At 60.7% G+C, this 17,616-nt stretch carries 15 protein-coding genes; 6 read left to right on the top strand and 9 right to left on the bottom strand.

Going from position 1 to position 17,616, the window contains the following annotated elements:
* Nucleotides 1-389: 389 nt before the first annotated feature.
* The 7 genes from HFK74_RS03835 to bioB form a co-directional block, all read right to left on the bottom strand.
* Nucleotides 390-2,195, bottom strand: coding sequence for a phenylacyl-CoA dehydrogenase (locus tag HFK74_RS03835; protein WP_180202407.1), 1,806 nt, complete (start codon nt 2,193-2,195; stop codon nt 390-392).
* Nucleotides 2,196-2,445: 250 nt separating this feature from the next.
* Nucleotides 2,446-2,742, bottom strand: coding sequence for a pyrroloquinoline quinone biosynthesis protein PqqE (locus tag HFK74_RS03830; protein ID WP_180202406.1), 297 nt, complete (start codon nt 2,740-2,742; stop codon nt 2,446-2,448).
* 125 nt (nt 2,743-2,867) lie between these two features.
* The gene (gene bioD, locus HFK74_RS03825) at nt 2,868-3,548 is read right to left on the bottom strand and encodes a dethiobiotin synthase (protein WP_180202405.1); all 681 of its coding nucleotides are present in this window, start codon (nt 3,546-3,548) and stop codon (nt 2,868-2,870) included.
* The gene (gene bioC, locus HFK74_RS03820) at nt 3,545-4,357 is read right to left on the bottom strand and encodes a malonyl-ACP O-methyltransferase BioC (RefSeq protein WP_180202404.1); all 813 of its coding nucleotides are present in this window, start codon (nt 4,355-4,357) and stop codon (nt 3,545-3,547) included. The genes bioD and bioC overlap by 4 nt, the downstream gene beginning before the upstream one ends.
* The gene (locus HFK74_RS03815; RefSeq protein ID WP_180202403.1) at nt 4,350-5,081 is read right to left on the bottom strand and encodes an alpha/beta fold hydrolase; all 732 of its coding nucleotides are present in this window, start codon (nt 5,079-5,081) and stop codon (nt 4,350-4,352) included. Before HFK74_RS03815 ends, bioC begins: the two co-directional genes overlap by 8 nt.
* A complete protein-coding gene (gene bioF / locus HFK74_RS03810) occupies nt 5,074-6,252 on the bottom strand; it encodes an 8-amino-7-oxononanoate synthase (protein WP_180202402.1) in 1,179 nt (392 codons plus the stop codon). Before bioF ends, HFK74_RS03815 begins: the two co-directional genes overlap by 8 nt.
* A 230-nt stretch (nt 6,253-6,482) precedes the next feature.
* Nucleotides 6,483-7,538: a biotin synthase BioB gene (gene bioB, locus HFK74_RS03805; protein ID WP_020796035.1), complete on the bottom strand. Its 1,056-nt coding sequence runs from the start codon at nt 7,536-7,538 to the stop codon at nt 6,483-6,485.
* Between the two features lie 94 nt (nt 7,539-7,632).
* Here bioB and HFK74_RS03800 point away from each other — a divergent pair, with 94 nt between their 5' ends.
* From HFK74_RS03800 to rarD, 5 genes are all read left to right on the top strand, one after another.
* The gene (locus tag HFK74_RS03800; RefSeq protein ID WP_180202401.1) at nt 7,633-8,373 is read left to right on the top strand and encodes a ComF family protein; all 741 of its coding nucleotides are present in this window, start codon (nt 7,633-7,635) and stop codon (nt 8,371-8,373) included.
* 63 nt (nt 8,374-8,436) lie between these two features.
* Complete coding sequence (locus HFK74_RS03795; RefSeq protein WP_180202400.1) at nt 8,437-9,201, top strand: TOBE domain-containing protein; 765 nt, start codon at nt 8,437-8,439, stop codon at nt 9,199-9,201.
* Nucleotides 9,202-9,268: 67 nt separating this feature from the next.
* Nucleotides 9,269-11,170 (top strand): PhoX family phosphatase, encoded by a 1,902-nt coding sequence (locus HFK74_RS03790; protein WP_180202399.1) that lies wholly within the window; start codon nt 9,269-9,271, stop codon nt 11,168-11,170.
* 198 nt (nt 11,171-11,368) lie between these two features.
* The gene (locus tag HFK74_RS03785; protein WP_180202398.1) at nt 11,369-12,343 is read left to right on the top strand and encodes a serine/threonine protein kinase; all 975 of its coding nucleotides are present in this window, start codon (nt 11,369-11,371) and stop codon (nt 12,341-12,343) included.
* A 204-nt stretch (nt 12,344-12,547) separates the two neighbouring features.
* Nucleotides 12,548-13,435: an EamA family transporter RarD gene (rarD, locus tag HFK74_RS03780; RefSeq protein ID WP_008054539.1), complete on the top strand. Its 888-nt coding sequence runs from the start codon at nt 12,548-12,550 to the stop codon at nt 13,433-13,435.
* Between the two features lie 215 nt (nt 13,436-13,650).
* Here the strand turns inward: rarD and HFK74_RS03775 are convergent, their stop codons facing one another.
* Nucleotides 13,651-14,169: a glycine cleavage system protein R gene (locus HFK74_RS03775; RefSeq protein WP_180202397.1), complete on the bottom strand. Its 519-nt coding sequence runs from the start codon at nt 14,167-14,169 to the stop codon at nt 13,651-13,653.
* A 502-nt stretch (nt 14,170-14,671) separates the two neighbouring features.
* Between HFK74_RS03775 and HFK74_RS03770 the strand changes: the two genes are divergently transcribed.
* Nucleotides 14,672-16,849, top strand: a complete 2,178-nt coding sequence (locus HFK74_RS03770) for a malate synthase G (protein WP_180202396.1) — start codon at nt 14,672-14,674, stop codon at nt 16,847-16,849.
* Between the two features lie 178 nt (nt 16,850-17,027).
* On the opposite strand, the gene HFK74_RS03765 is transcribed toward HFK74_RS03770, so the two are convergent.
* Nucleotides 17,028-17,474, bottom strand: a complete 447-nt coding sequence (locus tag HFK74_RS03765; protein WP_180202395.1) for a response regulator — start codon at nt 17,472-17,474, stop codon at nt 17,028-17,030.
* Nucleotides 17,475-17,616 lie beyond the last annotated feature (142 nt).

The raw sequence follows: 17,616 nt of genomic DNA, 5'->3' as shown, positions 1-17,616 counted from the left end.
CGGCGACGCTTACTTGCACTGTAGTCGTAACAAAACATTTCAAAGAAGTATTTTTATATTTTTGCTCGTTTGAATTGAATCACAGCGAATTCCGCAACTTTGGTGAAATGTCTCCCCCGACACTGGGTAAAAGTCCCCGTAAACGGCCGTGATTGGGCCTTTCAGGTCGAGACCTGGGCATATCAGCGCGTTGGCAAAGTATTTGCTCAATGGCAATTAACCGGCTAGCGGAAGGGCTCGAATGAAATATTCTCGCAAATAAATCTGAAACGGCTAATTGCACTTTCAGCAACTAACCCTGCACGCTTATTTTTATTGAATAAAAACCTTAAACAAAAAAAACCGCTGTTCCCGAAGGAACAGCGGCTCTTGAACAAACGCGTTAAGACTTAGTAGCCCAGCGCGAAGTCCTCTTCTTTCATGTCCATCAGGTTGTTGGCGCCCGACAGCATGGTTGCAACGTGAGTGCGGGTGCGCGGCAGGATACGCTGGAAGTAGAAGCGCGCAGTCTGCAGCTTGGCGTTGTAGAACGCCTGGTCGGACGTGCCGGCAGCCAGTTTCTCGGCAGCCAGGCGTGCCATGTCAGCCCAGAAGTAGGCCAGGCAGGCGTAACCGGAGTACATCAGGTAGTCCACGGAGGCCGCGCCGACTTCTTCGCGATCTTTCATGGCAGCCATACCGACCTTCATGGTCAGTTCGCCCCATTCCTTGTTCAGCGCAGCCAGCGGCGCGACGAACTCTTTGACAGCTTCGTTGCCTTCGTTGGTCTGGCAGAACTTGTGGACGATCTTGGTGAAGCCTTTGAGCGCCTCGCCTTGAGTCATCAGCACTTTACGGCCCAGCAGGTCGAGTGCCTGGATGCCGGTGGTGCCTTCGTACAGCATCGAAATGCGGCTGTCGCGAACGTTCTGCTCCATGCCCCACTCGGCGATGAAGCCGTGGCCGCCGTAGATTTGCACACCGTGGTTGGCCGATTCGAAACCAACTTCGGTCATGAAGGCCTTGGCGATCGGGGTCATGAAGGCCAGCAGTGCGTCGGCTTTCTTCTTCTCTTCTTCGTCCACGCCGTACTTGACGATGTCGACCTGTTTGGCAGTGAAGTAAACCATCGCGCGGTTGCCTTCGGCGAATGCCTTCATGGTCAACAGCATGCGACGTACATCCGGGTGCACGATGATCGGGTCAGCGGCTTTTTCCGGCGCTTTCGGCCCGGTCAGCGAGCGCATTTGCAGACGATCGCGAGCGTATTTCAGGCCGCCCTGGAAACCGATTTCGGCGTGGGCCAGGCCTTGCAGCGCGGTCCCCAGACGTGCGGTGTTCATGAAGGTGAACATGCAGTTCAGGCCTTTGTTCGCCGGGCCGATCAGGAAACCGGTGGCCGCGTCGAAGTTCATCACGCAGGTGGCGTTGCCGTGGATGCCCATCTTGTGTTCCAGGGAACCACAGGACACAGCGTTACGCGCACCGATAGAACCATCGGCGTTTGGCAGGAACTTCGGCACGATGAACAACGAAATGCCTTTGGTGCCAGCCGGTGCATCCGGCAGGCGGGCCAGCACGATGTGCACGATGTTGTCGGCCATGTCGTGTTCACCGGCCGAGATGAAGATCTTGGTGCCGGACACTTTGTAGGAACCGTCGGCCTGAGGCTCGGCCTTGGTGCGCAACATGCCCAGGTCGGTGCCGCAGTGCGGTTCGGTCAGGCACATGGTGCCGGTCCATTCGCCGGAAACCAGCTTGGTCAGGTAAGCCTCTTGTTGCTCAGGCGTGCCGTGCTCGGAAATGGTGTTCATCGCACCATGGGACAGGCCCGGGTACATGCCCCACGACCAGTTGGCTTCGCCGACCATTTCGCTGACTGCCAGACCCAGGGATTCCGGCAGGCCTTGGCCGCCGTGCTCCACATCGTGGGCCAGGCTTGGCCAGCCGCCTTCGACGAATTGCTTGTAGGCCTCTTTGAAACCGGTCGGCGTCTTAACGCCGGACTCGCTCCAGGTGCAGCCTTCGGTGTCACCCACGCGGTTCAGCGGAGCCAGCACCTGCTCACAAAACTTGGCGCCTTCTTCGAGAATGGCGTCAACCATGTCCGGAGTTGCGTCTGCACAAGCCGGAAGGCTCTGATAGTGCGCTTCGTAGCCGAGCAGTTCGTCACGAACGAAGCGAATATCACGCAAGGGGGCCTTGTAGTCAGGCATAGCGATAAACCTCTGCTGATGTAACCGGGAGTGAGCGACCGTTGTCGAAACGATCAAACAGTTGTTTGAAACATACGTTTACGCCCAAATCTTGTCAAGCACCGATCTTTCGCCATTCGTCATTCCATGACCAATAAGCGCACACGCGAGCCTGACGCCATTGCACGAGCAACGCGCAGCGCGAGAAAGAGGATAGGTACGGGACTCACGCTGAAAGCGTACCGTCAGCCGGTGCGCTTTCAGCGTGAGTTCAGGCGTAGGTGTCGATCAGGGTGCCGAGCACTTCATCGGAAGCCTTGGCGACTTTGGCGCCCAGCTCCACCTGAAACCGGCCTTCGGCCATTTCGATGTTATGGCTCACGAGGTCCGATTGCCGACTGCGGTCGACCGAACGCAGGCGATCGGCCTGGGCTTCGGAGGATTGGCTGGTCGCCGAACGCTCGATCGTCGTGCTGGCGATTTGTCCGGCAGCTTGATCGACACGGTTCTGCCCTGCCTGAACGGTGCTCAGGCCGGCATAAAAAGCGGTATTTCCCGAGATTTCCATGGAAGTGCTCGTCCCTGCAAAAAGACTCATCAATGGTCAAAGAGCCATCAACGTTCATTGAAGCAGACATACCGAGAAACCGCCCGTCAAAAACGCTAATGGCACCGTGCCGCCATCGCCAAATCCTAGTCCAGCAGGTCCAGTTGCAGATGCTCCGCCACCGCTTCGGCCGTGACTACCTTGAGCTTCGGCACCCGGCCCAGGCAGGGCGCCGGGAGGCGTTCGGCGAGGGTCGCGAGGTTTTCTTCCAGGCGCGCGGTCTTCGGATCGATGATGTTCGCCACCCATCCCGCCAACTGCAGACCGTCCCGGGCAATCGCCTCGGCCGTCAGCAATGCGTGGTTGATGCACCCCAGGCGCACACCGACCACCAGGATGACCGGCAGGCCCAGCGCCATCGCCAGGTCTGACAGGTTGTCCTGGTCCGCCAAGGGCACGCGCCAGCCTCCAGCCCCCTCGATCAGGGTGAAGTCGGCCTGCATGTCGAGTATCTGTTGCATCGGAGTCAGCAGCGATTGCACGGTCAAAGCGATGCCGGCCTCACGCGCGGCCAGGTGCGGCGCAATCGCCGGCTCCAGCGCCAGCGGATTGACCTGGGTGTAGGTCAAGGGCACCGAACACTCCGCCAGCAGCGCCAGCGCGTCAGCATTGCGCAAGCCCTTGGGCGTCACCGAGCAGCCAGAGGCCACCGGCTTGCCCGCAGCTGTACTTAACCCGGCTGATCGCGCGGCATTCAACAGACCTGCGGCAATCGTGGTTTTGCCGACATCGGTGTCGGTACCGGTGATGAAATACGCGGAGCTCATAAGGGTTTCTCCAAAACGGCGTACACCACTTGATAAGTCGCCGGCAGGCCTTTGGCCTGACGAAACTGCTCATAAGCCTCGACCAGGCCGAGAATCCGCGCCCGACCGGTCAAGCCGCCCGGACGCCCGGGGTTCAGGTTGTGCGCCCCCAAGGCCTTGAGTTCATGGGTCAGGCTGCGCACGTCCAGGTAATGCAGCACATGCGCCTGGTTTTCCAGGCTGATCGCCCGCAAGCCGCTGGCTGCGCACAGCTGTTGATAAACGTTGAACTCGCGGAAGCGGTTGACGTGCACCATGCCATCCACCTGACGCCAGCTGTCACGCAGCTCGAACAACGTGCCCACACAGAGACTAGCAAATGCAAAGACACCGCCCGGTTTGAGCACTCGATGCGCTTCGCTGAGCACCGACGCGAAGTCCCCGCACCACTGCACGGCCAGGCTGGAGAAAATCAGGTCGCACGTTGCATCGCGCAACGGCATTCGCTCGGCGTCGCCAGCGATGAAGTGTGTAGCCCCGCCCAATGGCCGGGCGTGATTGAGCATGCCTTCGGCGATGTCCAGCGCCACGCCCTGGCCGTCGGGAAAACGCTCACCCAATGCACGACTGAAATGGCCGGTGCCGCACCCAAGATCGAGCCAGCGCCGGGGCACGAACGCCTGCGGCAAACGGCGCAGCAATTGGCCACCGACGTCACGTTGCAACTCGGCCACGCTGTCGTAGCTGGCCGCTGCACGGGAAAACGAGGCGGCTACCTGGCGCTTGTCGGGCAAACCGCCGGGCAATTGGGGGAAGGATAAATCAGTCATCGCCGCACTCATGCAAAAAGGCCTGGATCGCCCCCGCGACACCGTGGGGATTTTCCAGAAGGAACGCGTGGCCGGCCTGTTCGATCAGGCCGATTTCAACATCCGGCAGCAACGCCAACAACGCCTCGGCGGCTTCGGCCGGCACCAGTTCGTCGAGGCCGGCAAACAGGTGCAATTGCGGACCGCGGAAGGTCTGCAGGGCCTGGCGGGTGTCCAGTTGCGCGAGCAACTCCAGGCCACTCATCAGCACGGCCGCCGTGGAGTGTGGCGCGCCCCCGAGCAACAGCCTCGACAGGCCACGCGGGTCTTCCCCACCTTGGGCGCAAAGCAATGAAAAACGCTTCAAGGTCGTGCGCGGATCGGCAGCGCAACCCGCCAGGAAAGCATCGAACGTTTCGCCGGGCATTGCGCTGGTCCATTGTTCATGGCTCACGAAAGAAGGGTTGCTCGCCAGGGTCAATAGGCCACAGCAACGGTCGCCACGGCGCGCCGCCAACTCGGACGCGAGCATGCCACCCAGCGACCACCCGCCCAGCCAGGCGTCCTGTGGCACGCTGGCGTCGAGTTCATCGAGCCAGTGCTCAAGATTGCTCGATTCCAGCTCCGGCAGGGGCTCGATTTCGACTCGCAGGTGTTCGTCCAGGCCCTGCAAGGCTGCGGCCAAGGGTTGCAGCGGCGAAATTCCGAGGCCCCAGCCGGGCAGCAGAATCAGTCGATCACGCATGGCCAGGCTCCGCTCCCAATCGTTGGTAACAATCGGCCAGTCCCTCTAACAATAGCTGTACTTGCGCCTCGCTATGGGCGGCGGTCAGGGTCACGCGCAGTCGGGCACTGCCGGCCGGCACGGTGGGCGGGCGGATCGCGCTCACCATCAAGCCGCGTTCGCGCAGCATCTGCGACAAGCGCACCGCGCGCCCGGCGTCACCGATCATGATCGGCTGGATCGGCGTGAAGCTGTCCATCAGCTCCAGGCCGATCTGCTCGGCGCCCTGGCGGAACTGGCGGATCAGCGTCTGCAAATGCTCGCGACGCCAATGCTCGGTGCGCAGCAGTTCCAGGCTTTTGAGCGTCGCACAGGCCAGGGCCGGTGGCTGGCTGGTGGTGTAGATGTAGGGGCGAGCGAACTGGATCAGGCTCTCGATCAACTCTTCGCTGCCGGCCACAAAAGCGCCCGCCGTTCCGAACGCCTTGCCGAGCGTGCCGACCAGTACCGGCACGTCGTCCATGCCCAGGCCGAAATGCTCGACGCTCCCACCGCCCTGGGCGCCCAGCGGGCCGAAACCGTGGGCGTCATCGACCATCAACCACGCCCCTTTGGCCCGGGTTTCCCGAGCCAGCGCTGGCAGATCGGCAATATCGCCGTCCATGCTGAAGACGCCGTCGGTGACGACCAGCGTGTTGCCGGTGGCTTTTTCAAGGCGCTTGGCGAGGCTCGTCGCGTCGTTGTGCAGATAGCGGCTGAAACGTGCGTCGGACAACAGTCCCGCGTCCAGCAGCGAGGCGTGATTGAGCCGGTCTTCGAGCACCGTGTCGCCCTGCCCCACCAGCGCCGTGACCGCCCCGAGATTGGCCATGTAGCCGGTGGTGAACAGCAGGGCACGCGGACGACCTGTGAGGTCGGCCAAGGCTTCTTCCAGGGCGTGATGCGGACCGCTATGGCCGATGACCAGATGCGAAGCCCCGCCACCCACGCCCCACTTTGCAGCCCCTGCGCGCCAGGCTTCGATCACCTGTGGGTGATTGGCCAGGCCCAGGTAATCGTTGTTGCAGAACGCCAGTAATGGCTGGCCGTCGACCACCACTTGCGGGCCTTGCGGGCTTTCGAGCAATGGGCGTTGGCGGTAGAGGTTTTCAGCACGACGGGCAGCCAGGCGTGCGGCGAGATCGAAAGACATGCAGGCCTCGACTTTCAAATGACACAGATCCCTTGTAGGAGTGAGCCTTTGTGGTGAGGGGATTTATCCCCGTTCGGCTGCGAAGCAGTCGCAAATCCAGTGCACACGGTGTATCTGATACTCCGCTAACGCAGGTTTTGGGGCCGCTGCGCGACCCAACGGGGATAAATCCCCTCACCACAAAGGCTCGCTCCTACAGGGGTTTTGCATTTCTTCAGAAGGATCGGAGATCAAACAGCCGCGTTATAAAACTGCTCGCTGCTCTTCTGCTCCACCAGCGCCTGCTCAATCGCAGCCTGATGCACTTCGTCGGCGTGTTCTTCGCGGGCTTCCGGCAGGATCCCCAAACGCCCGAACAGTTGCATGTCCTTGTCGGCCTGTGGGTTGGCGGTGGTCAGCAGTTTTTCGCCGTAGAAAATCGAGTTGGCGCCGGCGAAGAAGGCCAGGGCCTGCATCTGCTCGTTCATGGCTTCGCGGCCAGCGGACAGGCGCACGTGGGATTTTGGCATCAGGATCCGCGCAACCGCGAGCATGCGGATGAAGTCGAACGGGTCAACGTCGTCGGCATTTTCCAGAGGCGTGCCGGCGACTTTCACCAACATGTTGATCGGCACCGACTCCGGATGTTCCGGCAGGTTGGCCAGCTGGATCAGCAGGTTGGCGCGGTCATCGAGGGATTCGCCCATGCCGAGGATGCCACCGGAGCAGATCTTCATCCCCGATTCACGTACGTAGGCCAGGGTCTGCAGGCGCTCGCTGTAAGTGCGGGTGGTGATGATGCTGCCGTAGAACTCGGGCGAGGTGTCGAGGTTGTGGTTGTAGTAGTCGAGGCCGGCCTTTGCCAGCGCTTCGGTCTGGTCCTGATCGAGGCGACCGAGGGTCATGCAGGTTTCCAGGCCAAGGGCCTTGACGCCTTCAACCATCTTCAGCACGTAAGGCATGTCCTTGGCCGACGGGTGTTTCCACGCCGCGCCCATGCAGAAGCGGGTCGACCCGATGGCCTTGGCACGCGCGGCCTCTTCGAGGACCTTCTGCACTTCCATCAGCTTTTCTTTTTCCAGGCCGGTGTTGTAGTGACCGGACTGCGGACAATATTTGCAATCTTCCGGGCAAGCACCGGTCTTGATCGACAGCAAGGTCGATACCTGGACGCGGTTGGCGTCGAAATGCGCGCGGTGCACCGTCTGCGCCTGGAACAACAGGTCATTGAATGGCTGAACGAAGAGTGCTTTGACTTCGGCCAAAGACCAGTCATGACGCAAAGTTGCAGAGGTGCTGGCGCTCATGGGCGTTTCCTTTGTTTTATGCTTTGGCAGGCGACCGGGAAATGGAATTTCCGCCGGCGCATCACAGGTGTTTCGGCATATTTAAGGAAGAGCCATGCGCTGTCAACCACGATACGATAGGCCGGTTTACATCTGGTTAAAAAACAACCACAACTGTTTGCTGTGTGATGAAGCCGCCGATGGCACCACGCCCATTTGCATGGCCTGCGAAACCGAGTTGCCCTGGCTCGGCGATCACTGCCAGACCTGCGCCCTGCCCTTGCCCGCTCCCAGCATGACGTGCGGCCAATGCCTCCTGCAGCCACCGGCCTTCGAGCACGTGGTCGCACCCTGGACCTACAGCTTCCCGGTCGACAGCCTGATTACCCGCTTCAAGCACAGCGCGAAATGGCCGTTTGGCCACCTGCTCGGCGAACTTCTCGCTCAATCGCTGCACCATCGCTTCGACGATGACCTGCCGCGACCCGACACGCTGGTACCCGTGCCGATGTCTATCCGGCGCCTGCGCCAACGCGGCTTCAATCAGGCTGCGATGCTGGCGCGTTGGCTCAGTGAGCGCCTCGAGATACCTTGCGATGAACGGCTGCTATCGAGGCCCCAGGACACCAATGCCCAACAAGACCTGAACGCCCAGGCACGCAAAAAGAACCTGCACCACGCCTTCGCCCTGGCACCCGACGCATCAGTGAAGGGGCGCCACCTGGCGCTGGTGGACGACGTCCTGACCACTGGCGCCACGACGCAAGCACTGGCTTGCCTGCTGATGGAGGCAGGCGCCGCGCGGGTCGACGTCTATTGCCTGGCACGCACACCCAAACCCGGCGAGTCACCGTGACTTGACTCCCGGGCCCCGAGCCGCCAACGTCCTCACCATCGTCATAGCCCAAAGCGCCTTGCCATGTCCTTGCCTACGTTGTTGTCCCAGCACATTGTCCGTCGCCCGCAACGCATTGCCCTGCTGCAACACATCGCCGAGCAGGGGTCGATCACCCGCGCGGCGAAGAGCGCGGGCCTGAGCTACAAAGCCGCCTGGGATGCCATCGATGAGCTGAACAACCTTGCGCAGAAACCGCTGGTGGAACGCAGTGTCGGCGGCAAAGGCGGGGGTGGCGCAAAACTCTCCGCCGAAGGCGAGCGTGTGCTGCGCCTCTATCAAAGGCTGCAGGCGCTGCAAGCCCAGGTACTGGAAGCCGCTGAAGACGCCAGCGACCTTGACCTGCTCGGTCGCCTGATGCTCAGGACCAGCGCACGCAATCAGTTGCACGGAAAAATAGCGGCCATTGAAACCCAGGGCCACAACGATCGGGTTCGTCTTGAACTGGCCGAAGGCTTGAGCATCGAGGCGCAGATCACCCACGACAGCACCGTGCGCCTGGACCTGCAAACCGGCACCGAAGTCGTCGCCCTGATCAAGGCCGGTTGGCTCGATGTGCTCGGCAGCGACGACGAAGCAACACCAGGACACAATTGCCTTGAAGGCGTCATTGAAGAGATCCTCGACGCCGAAGACGGCCCCTGTGAAGTGAGAATCGGCCTGCCCAATGGCCAGACCCTCTGCGCGCTGGCCGAGCCCCGGCATTTGCAAGCGCGCAAGCTGACCTGCGGAAAACCGGTGCGTGCGCAGTTCTCGCCCTCCAACGTATTGCTCGGCACGCCGCTTTAAATACAACTGCAACAAAAGCTTCATCGCTGCCCATTAAGGTGACTGCAAAAATCGCAGGGAGCCTGATGTGAGCCTATTAGAAGAAAACCAGTCCACCGACCTCGAACGCATGGTCGGCCTCAGCCGTCGTGGCTTTATCAGCGCAGGCGCCTTGTGCGGTGCCGCCATGTTCCTCGGCGGCAACCTGCTGAGCCGCAGCGTGCTGGCCGCCAGTGTCAGCGCCGGCACCAGCCGGTTGCTGGGTTTCGAAAGTATTCCCGCCGCGACCAGCGACGCGATCAGCCTGCCACCCGGCTATAAGTCTTCGGTTCTGATCAGTTGGGGTCAGCCCCTGCAGAAAAACGGCCCGGCGTTCGACGTGAGCGGCAACGGCACCGCCGAACATCAGGAAGTCCAGTTCGGCGACAACAACGACGGCATGAGCCTGTTCGCCTTCCCCGATGACAACAATCGGGCGCTGATGGCGATCAACAACGAATACACCAACTACCGCTACCTCTACCCCCACGCTGGCATGCCGCAATCGGCGCAGGAAGTGCACAAGGCCCTGGCCTGCGAAGGCGTGTCGGTGATCGAGGTGCAGCGCGACAAGGGTCATTGGCAGTTTGTCCAGGGCTCACGCTATAACCGGCGCATTCACGGCAATTCACCGATCAAGCTGAGCGGCCCGGCCGCCGGTCATGAACTGCTGAAAACCCGTGCCGATGCGCAAGGTAAAACAGTCCTCGGCACCTTCCAGAACTGCGCCAACGGCAAGACTCCGTGGGGCACCTACCTGACCTGCGAAGAGAACTTCACCGACTGCTTTGGCAGCAGCGATGCCGAACAGAAATTCGATGGCGCACAAAAACGCTACGGCGTGGTGCCCGCCAGCAAAGACATCAACTGGCATCAACACGATCCGCGCTTCGACCTGGCGCACAACCCCAACGAACTCAACCGTCACGGCTGGGTGGTCGAGATCGACCCGTTCGATCCGCAATCGACGCCGGTCAAGCGCACCGCACTGGGCCGCTTCAAACATGAAAACGCCGCCCTGGCCGAAACCACGGACGGCCGCGCCGTGGTCTACATGGGCGACGATGAGCGCGGCGAGTTCATCTACAAGTTCGTCAGCCGCGACAAGATCAATCACCAGGACTCCAAGGCCAACCGCGACCTGCTGGACCACGGCACCCTGTACGTGGCTCGTTTCGACGCCGGCGACGGCAATGCCGATCACCCCAAGGGCCAAGGGCAATGGATCGAGTTGACCCACGGCAAAAACGGCATCGACGCCAGCAGTGGTTTTGCCGACCAGGGCCAGGTACTGATTCACGCGCGCCTGGCGGCCAGCGTGGTGAAGGCCACGCGCATGGACCGTCCGGAATGGATTGTCGTCAGCCCCAAGGACGGCCAGGTTTACTGCACCCTGACCAACAACGCCAAACGTGGCGAAGACGGGCAACCGGTGGGCGGGCCGAACCCGCGCGAGAAGAATGTCTACGGGCAGATCCTGCGCTGGCGCACCGACCGCGACGACCACGCCTCGAACACCTTTGCCTGGGACCTGTTCGTGGTCGCCGGCAACCCGCAAGTGCATGCCGGTACGCCGAAGGGCGGCTCGTCGAACATCACGCCGCAAAACATGTTCAACAGTCCGGATGGGCTGGCTTTCGATGATGCCGGGCGACTGTGGATTCAAACCGACGGCGATTCGAGCAATGCCGGTGATTTCGCCGGCATGGGCAACAACCAGATGCTCTGCGCCGACCCGGTGACCGGAGAAATTCGTCGGTTCATGGTCGGGCCGATTGGTTGTGAGGTGACGGGCATCAGTTTCTCGCCGGACCAGAAGACGTTGTTTGTCGGGATTCAGCATCCGGGGGAGAACGGCGGCTCGACCTTCCCTGAGCATTTGCCCAATGGCAAGCCGCGGTCTTCGGTGATTGCCATTACCCGTGAAGATGGCGGGGTCGTCGGCGCCTGATAGTGCCTCTTCGCGGGCAAGCCTCGCTCCTACAGGATAAGCGCCATGTTGAAATTGGCGGTGAACCCGTAGGAGCGAGGCTTGCCCGCGAAAGCGTCAGCCCAGACACCACACATCTCAAGCCCAGCCCCTAAAGCCGCCCCGTCTGCGCTACCATGCCTGGCCGGACGCAGCAGCCTGCTGCGCGCAGGAGTCAGCATGGCCCACCCGTTTGAAACGCTCACCCCAGACCTCGTGCTCGATGCCGTCGAAAGCATCGGTTTTCTCAGCGACGCCCGCATCCTGGCGCTCAACAGCTACGAAAACCGTGTCTACCAGGTTGGTATCGAAGACGCCGAGCCGCTGATCGCCAAGTTCTACCGCCCGCAACGCTGGACCAACGAAGCGATTCTGGAAGAACACCAGTTCACCTTCGAACTCGCCGAGGTCGAGGTGCCGGTCGTCGCACCGCTGATCCACAACGGTGAAACCCTGCACGAGCACAAAGGTTTCCGTTTCACCCTGTTCCCCCGCCGCGGCGGGCGCGCGCCGGAACCCGGCAATCTCGACCAGCTGTATCGCCTGGGACAACTGCTCGGCCGTCTGCATGCGGTGGGTTCGACCAAACCGTTCGAGCACCGTGAAGCGCTGGCGGTGAAAAACTTCGGCCATGATTCGCTGGCGACCTTGCTCGAAGGCAATTTCATTCCCCGCAGCCTGCTGCCGGCCTACGAGTCCGTGGCCCGCGATCTGCTCAAGCGTGTGGAAGATGCCTACAGTAATACACCGCACCAGAACATTCGCATGCACGGCGATTGCCACCCCGGCAACATGATGTGCCGTGATGAGATGTTCCACATCGTCGACCTCGACGACTGCCGCATGGGCCCGGCGGTGCAGGACATCTGGATGATGCTGGCCGGCGATCGCCAGGACTGCCTGGGTCAATTGTCGGAATTGATGGACGGCTACAACGAATTCCACGACTTCGATCCCCGGGAACTGGCACTGATCGAACCCCTTCGCGCGCTGCGCCTGATGCACTACAGCGCCTGGCTCGCCCGCCGTTGGGACGACCCGGCATTCCCGCGCAGCTTTCCGTGGTTTGGTACGGAGCGGTATTGGGGTGATCAGGTGTTGGCGTTGCGTGAGCAGCTGGCTGCCCTCAACGAAGAACCACTCAAACTCTTCTGATTCAGCCCGAAACCCTGTGGGAGCGAGCCTGCTCGCGATGACGGCATTACATTCAGCACATCTGTGGCTGACATATCGTCATCGCGAGCAGGCTCACTCCCACAGGTTTCGTGTTCACAATTGGCCAACCGATTCAGGCAGGACATTCGTAGACAAATCTCCTTACAATCCCCTCTTTGTTAGCTGCCTAAGCAAGGATTCTGCATGCAAGCCGCCAACCCGCGTCGCGGGTACATACTGGGCCTGAGTGCCTACATCATCTGGGGACTTTTCCCGCTCTACTTCAAGGCCATCGCCAGCGTGCCCGCGGTGGAGATCATCATTCACCGCGTGCTGTGGTCGGCGCTGTTCGGCGCCTTGCTGCTGATGGTCTGGAAACACCCGGGCTGGTGGCGCGAACTGCGGGAGAACCCGCGTCGGCTGGCGATCCTGGCCCTGAGCGGCACGCTGATCGCCGCCAACTGGCTGACGTATGTGTGGTCGGTGAACAACGGGCGCATGCTGGAGGCCAGCCTCGGCTACTACATCAACCCCTTGGTGAACGTGCTGTTGGGGATGCTGATCCTCGGCGAACGGCTGCGACGCATGCAATGGATTGCGGTGGGGCTGGCGGCGGTTGGCGTGGCGCAACAGGTATGGCAAGTCGGCAGCCTGCCTTGGGTGTCGCTGGTGCTGGCATTGACCTTCGGTTTCTACGGGCTGATCCGCAAGCAGGCGCCGGTCAAGGCACTCCCGGGATTGGTGGTCGAAACCTGGATGCTGGTTCCGATAGCGCTGGCCTGGTTGCTGCTCAATCCAACCGCCAGCAGCGCCCAGGCTGAATTCTGGACCACCTCCGAAGCCTGGTGGCTGGTGGCTGCCGGCCCGGTGACGCTGGTGCCGCTGGTCTGTTTCAACGCCGCCGCGCGGCACTTGCCCTACACGACCCTGGGATTCCTCCAGTACCTGGCGCCGACCCTGGTGCTGTTGCAGGCCGTCCTGCTGTTTGGCGAGCACCTGTCGTCCAGTACGTTGGTGGCGTTCATCTTCATTTGGGCTGGCCTGGCGGTTTACAGCGTCGATGCCTGGTTCAGCCTGCGCCGCCGCAGCTGATCAAAAAACACACAAACCTCTGCAGGCCACGTTATCCGTGGCCTGCACCGATCCTTCCCAAGGTTATCCACAGCGTGATCCCCGCCGTTTGTGCGCAAGTCACTGAAACTGCTGGTTTTTTGATCAATTCTTGCAAAGCCCCGGCCGGCGTGGCCTGGCGGGCGGTCTCTACAGGTTATCCACAGGCAGGTGCACGTTTAAACTGGATAACCTGATCAAGGTTCACTGCGCAGCACCAATTCCACCATCAGATCATCCGCCAGGGTTTCCAGGCGCGATTGCAATACGTCCAGAGACAGCGTCAAGGGCACCGCCAGTATCGCTTCGGCGTGGAACAGCGGCTCGCTGCTCATGGGGGCCGGGCGTACTTCGGTCACCAGCCGTTCCAGGTTCACTCCCTGCTCACTGAGCAAGCGCGTGATGTCGCGCACAATCCCCGGCCGGTCATTGCCCACCAATTCCATGGCGATCGGCTTCCAGGTGCACGATTGTTCGATACCGCTTTCGGCGATCAATACGCGAATGCCGTGGGCCGACAATCCTTGCAGGGCATCGACCAGTGCATCGTAGGCTTCCGCCGGGACCCCCACCCGAAGAATCCCGGCGAATTGCCCGGCCATGCGTGACATGCGGCTTTCCAGCCAGTTGCCGCCATGCTCGGCGATGCATTGGGCTATGCGCTCGACCTGCCCAGGCTTGTCCGGTGCAAAAACAGTGAGTACGAGGTGGTCCATGGCGCAGCCCTCTTTTGTTATTGAAAGAGAAGTATAGGCAAGGGCTAATCCTGTGTTGAATCGGCTGACGCCTTCGCGTGTAGGAGCGAGGCTTGCCCGCGAAGGCGACACCGCCGAACAACGTGTCAACCACAAATCGTGTACAACTTTTTATATTTAACTGGAACAATCTCATGCTTTTTTGAGAACATCCTCATCCCCGGCGTGACTGCAATGCGTCATGGGGTCGCAGAACGACGTAATTAGTCTAATTTTCACAAGCGCAATTCATCATGTAGTATGCCGCAGCGCGCACTACATAACGTTGGTTCGATGTCTGCCACAGGCGCAGCCGCATCCCTGAAAGCCCCGTCAGCAAGGCCCCAAAGCCGTTGATTGGTCCCCACCCAGCCGTCAGAAATGGCATGTACTGGTCGCAGGGTTTGTGGTTTAAATGGCCAGAGGCTTCATTGTTAAATTGAAGAGCTGAAAAGCGAAATAGCTGAGCAGAGTGAGGCAAGCAATGACTGAACACGTTCAAGTCGGTGGCCTGCAGGTCGCCAAAGTCCTGTTCGACTTCGTGAACAACGAAGCCATTCCCGGAACCGGCCTCACCGCCGACCAGTTCTGGGCCGGTGCCGACAAGGTCATCCATGACCTGGCGCCGAAGAACAAAGCCCTACTCGCCAAACGCGATGATTTCCAGGCTCGTATCGATTCCTGGCACCAGGAACGCGCAGGTCAAGCGCACGACGCCGTGGCCTATAAAGCCTTTTTGCAAGACATCGGTTATCTGCTGCCAGAAGCGGCCGATTTCCAGGCAACGACGCAAAACGTCGATGAAGAAATCGCCCGCATGGCCGGTCCACAACTCGTGGTGCCGGTGATGAACGCCCGCTTCGCGCTGAACGCTTCGAACGCCCGCTGGGGTTCGCTGTACGACGCGCTCTACGGCACCGACGCCATCAGCGAGGCTGACGGCGCGGAAAAAGGCAAAGGCTACAACAAGGTTCGTGGCGACAAGGTCATCGCCTTCGCCCGTGCCTTCCTCGACGAAGCGGCGCCATTGGCCGCCGGTTCCCACGTCGATTCGACACACTACAAAATCGTTGACGGCAAACTGGTCGTCGCCCTCAAAGGCGGCAGCAATACTGGCCTGCGCAGTGATGCCCAGCTGATCGGCTTCCAGGGCGATGCTTCGGCACCGACCGCGATCCTGCTGAAAAACAACGGCCTGCATTTCGAAATCCAGGTCGATGCCAGCACCCCGGTCGGCCAGACCGACGCTGCCGGTATCAAAGACATCCTGATGGAAGCCGCACTGACCACCATCATGGACTGCGAAGACTCGGTCGCCGCCGTCGACGCCGACGACAAGGTAGTGATCTACCGCAACTGGCTCGGCCTGATGAAGGGCGACCTGGCGGAAGAAGTCGCCAAGGGCGGCAAGTCGTTTACCCGCACCATGAACGCCGACCGCACCTACACCGCCGTCGACGGCAGCGAGTTGAGCCTGCACGGTCGTTCGCTGTTGTTCGTGCGCAACGTCGGTCACCTGATGACCATCGACGCGATTCTCGATAAAGAGGGCAACGAAGTGCCGGAAGGCATCCTCGACGGTCTGGTGACTGTCCTGGCGGCGATGCACAACCTGAACGGCAACACCTCGCGCAAAAACACCCGTACCGGTTCCGTCTACATCGTGAAGCCGAAGATGCACGGTCCTGAAGAAGCAGCGTTCACCAACGAGCTGTTCGGGCGCATCGAAGACGTGCTGGGCCTGCCACGCAACACCCTGAAAGTCGGGATCATGGACGAGGAGCGCCGTACCACGGTCAACCTCAAGGCCTGCATCAAGGCTGCCAGCGAGCGCGTGGTGTTCATCAACACCGGCTTCCTCGACCGCACGGGCGATGAAATCCACACCTCCATGGAAGCCGGCCCGATGGTGCGCAAGGCCGACATGAAGGCGGAAAAATGGATCGGCGCCTACGAGAACTCCAACGTCGATATCGGCTTGAGCACCGGCCTGCAAGGCCGTGCGCAGATCGGTAAAGGCATGTGGGCGATGCCCGACCTGATGGCAGCGATGCTGGAACAGAAAATCGCTCACCCGCTGGCCGGCGCCAACACCGCGTGGGTGCCTTCGCCGACTGCTGCTGCGCTGCACGCGCTGCACTACCACAAGGTCGACGTGTTCGCCCGTCAGGCCGAACTGGCCAAGCGTGCCCATGCATCGGTGGACGATATCCTGACCATCCCGCTGGCAGTGAACCCGCAGTGGACCGCCGAACAGATCCAGAACGAACTGGACAACAACAGCCAGGGCATCCTGGGTTATGTGGTGCGCTGGATCGACCAGGGCGTTGGTTGCTCGAAGGTGCCGGACATCAATGACGTCGGCCTGATGGAAGACCGTGCCACGCTGCGTATTTCCAGCCAGCACATCGCCAACTGGCTGCGTCATGGCATCGTCACCGAAGAGCAGGTGATGGCCAGCCTCAAGCGCATGGCGCCGGTGGTGGACCGTCAGAATGCCGGGGATGCGCTGTACCGTCCGCTGGCGCCGGACTTCGACAGCAACATCGCCTTCCAGGCGGCAGTCGAGTTGGTGGTGGAAGGCACCAAGCAACCGAACGGCTACACCGAGCCGGTTCTGCACCGCCGTCGTCGCCAGTTCAAGGCTGCCAATGGCCTGTAACTGAGCGTTTGCGCCGGATATGAAAAAGCCCTGGTCGAAAGATCAGGGCTTTTTTGTTCGCTTGGAATCAGTTGCGCTGCCTTCGCGGGCAAGCCTCGCTCCTACAGAAGTAAGCATCGTCCTTGTAGGAGCGAGGCTTGCCCGCGAAGGCGATTGAATAGGCAACATAGAATTTTGGTTAGGGCTCCAACCCCAACTCATGCTTGACCAACCCCAGCAACTTGCCGGTATCAATTGGCTTGAGCAGAAAATCCACCACGCTCAAGTGCATCGCCGCGATGGCGTCTTTCACGTCAGCATCGCCAGAGACGATGATGAACGGCATCGCCGCCCGCACCGACTCCCGCACCTGACGAATCAGATCCAGGCCATCGACATGTCCCATGCGCAGGTCGGTAATGACCAGTCCGATCGAGGGTTTCTCTTCCAGCATCTTGAGTGCAGTTTCGCCACTGGCTGCCGTCATGCAACGAATGCCGTCCAGTGCCAGGATCTCCGACAGCAGCTCCCGGGCGTCCTTGTCGTCGTCGACAATCAGCACCCGCTGCGGCGGCAGGTCGGGTTCCAGCATGACGGCACTGAGCGCCTGGCGCTCGGCATCACTCAAAATATCGTGGTCGGACATGGCATTCTCTACATGTTCAATTCAATTCCCCAGCACAGTGGTGAGACATCACTAAGCAGACCTTCAATGTGCACTCCGTCGGATAATTTTCCAATAGGGGCAACGTGAGGTTTTTCTCACGTTCAGGTAGGGTTTTTCCGAT

Origin of the sequence: Pseudomonas sp. SbOxS1, from assembly GCF_013416725.1 — a bacterium.
Classification (GTDB): Bacteria; Pseudomonadota; Gammaproteobacteria; order Pseudomonadales; family Pseudomonadaceae; genus Aquipseudomonas.
This window is presented reverse-complemented; position numbering and strand designations above follow the sequence as displayed.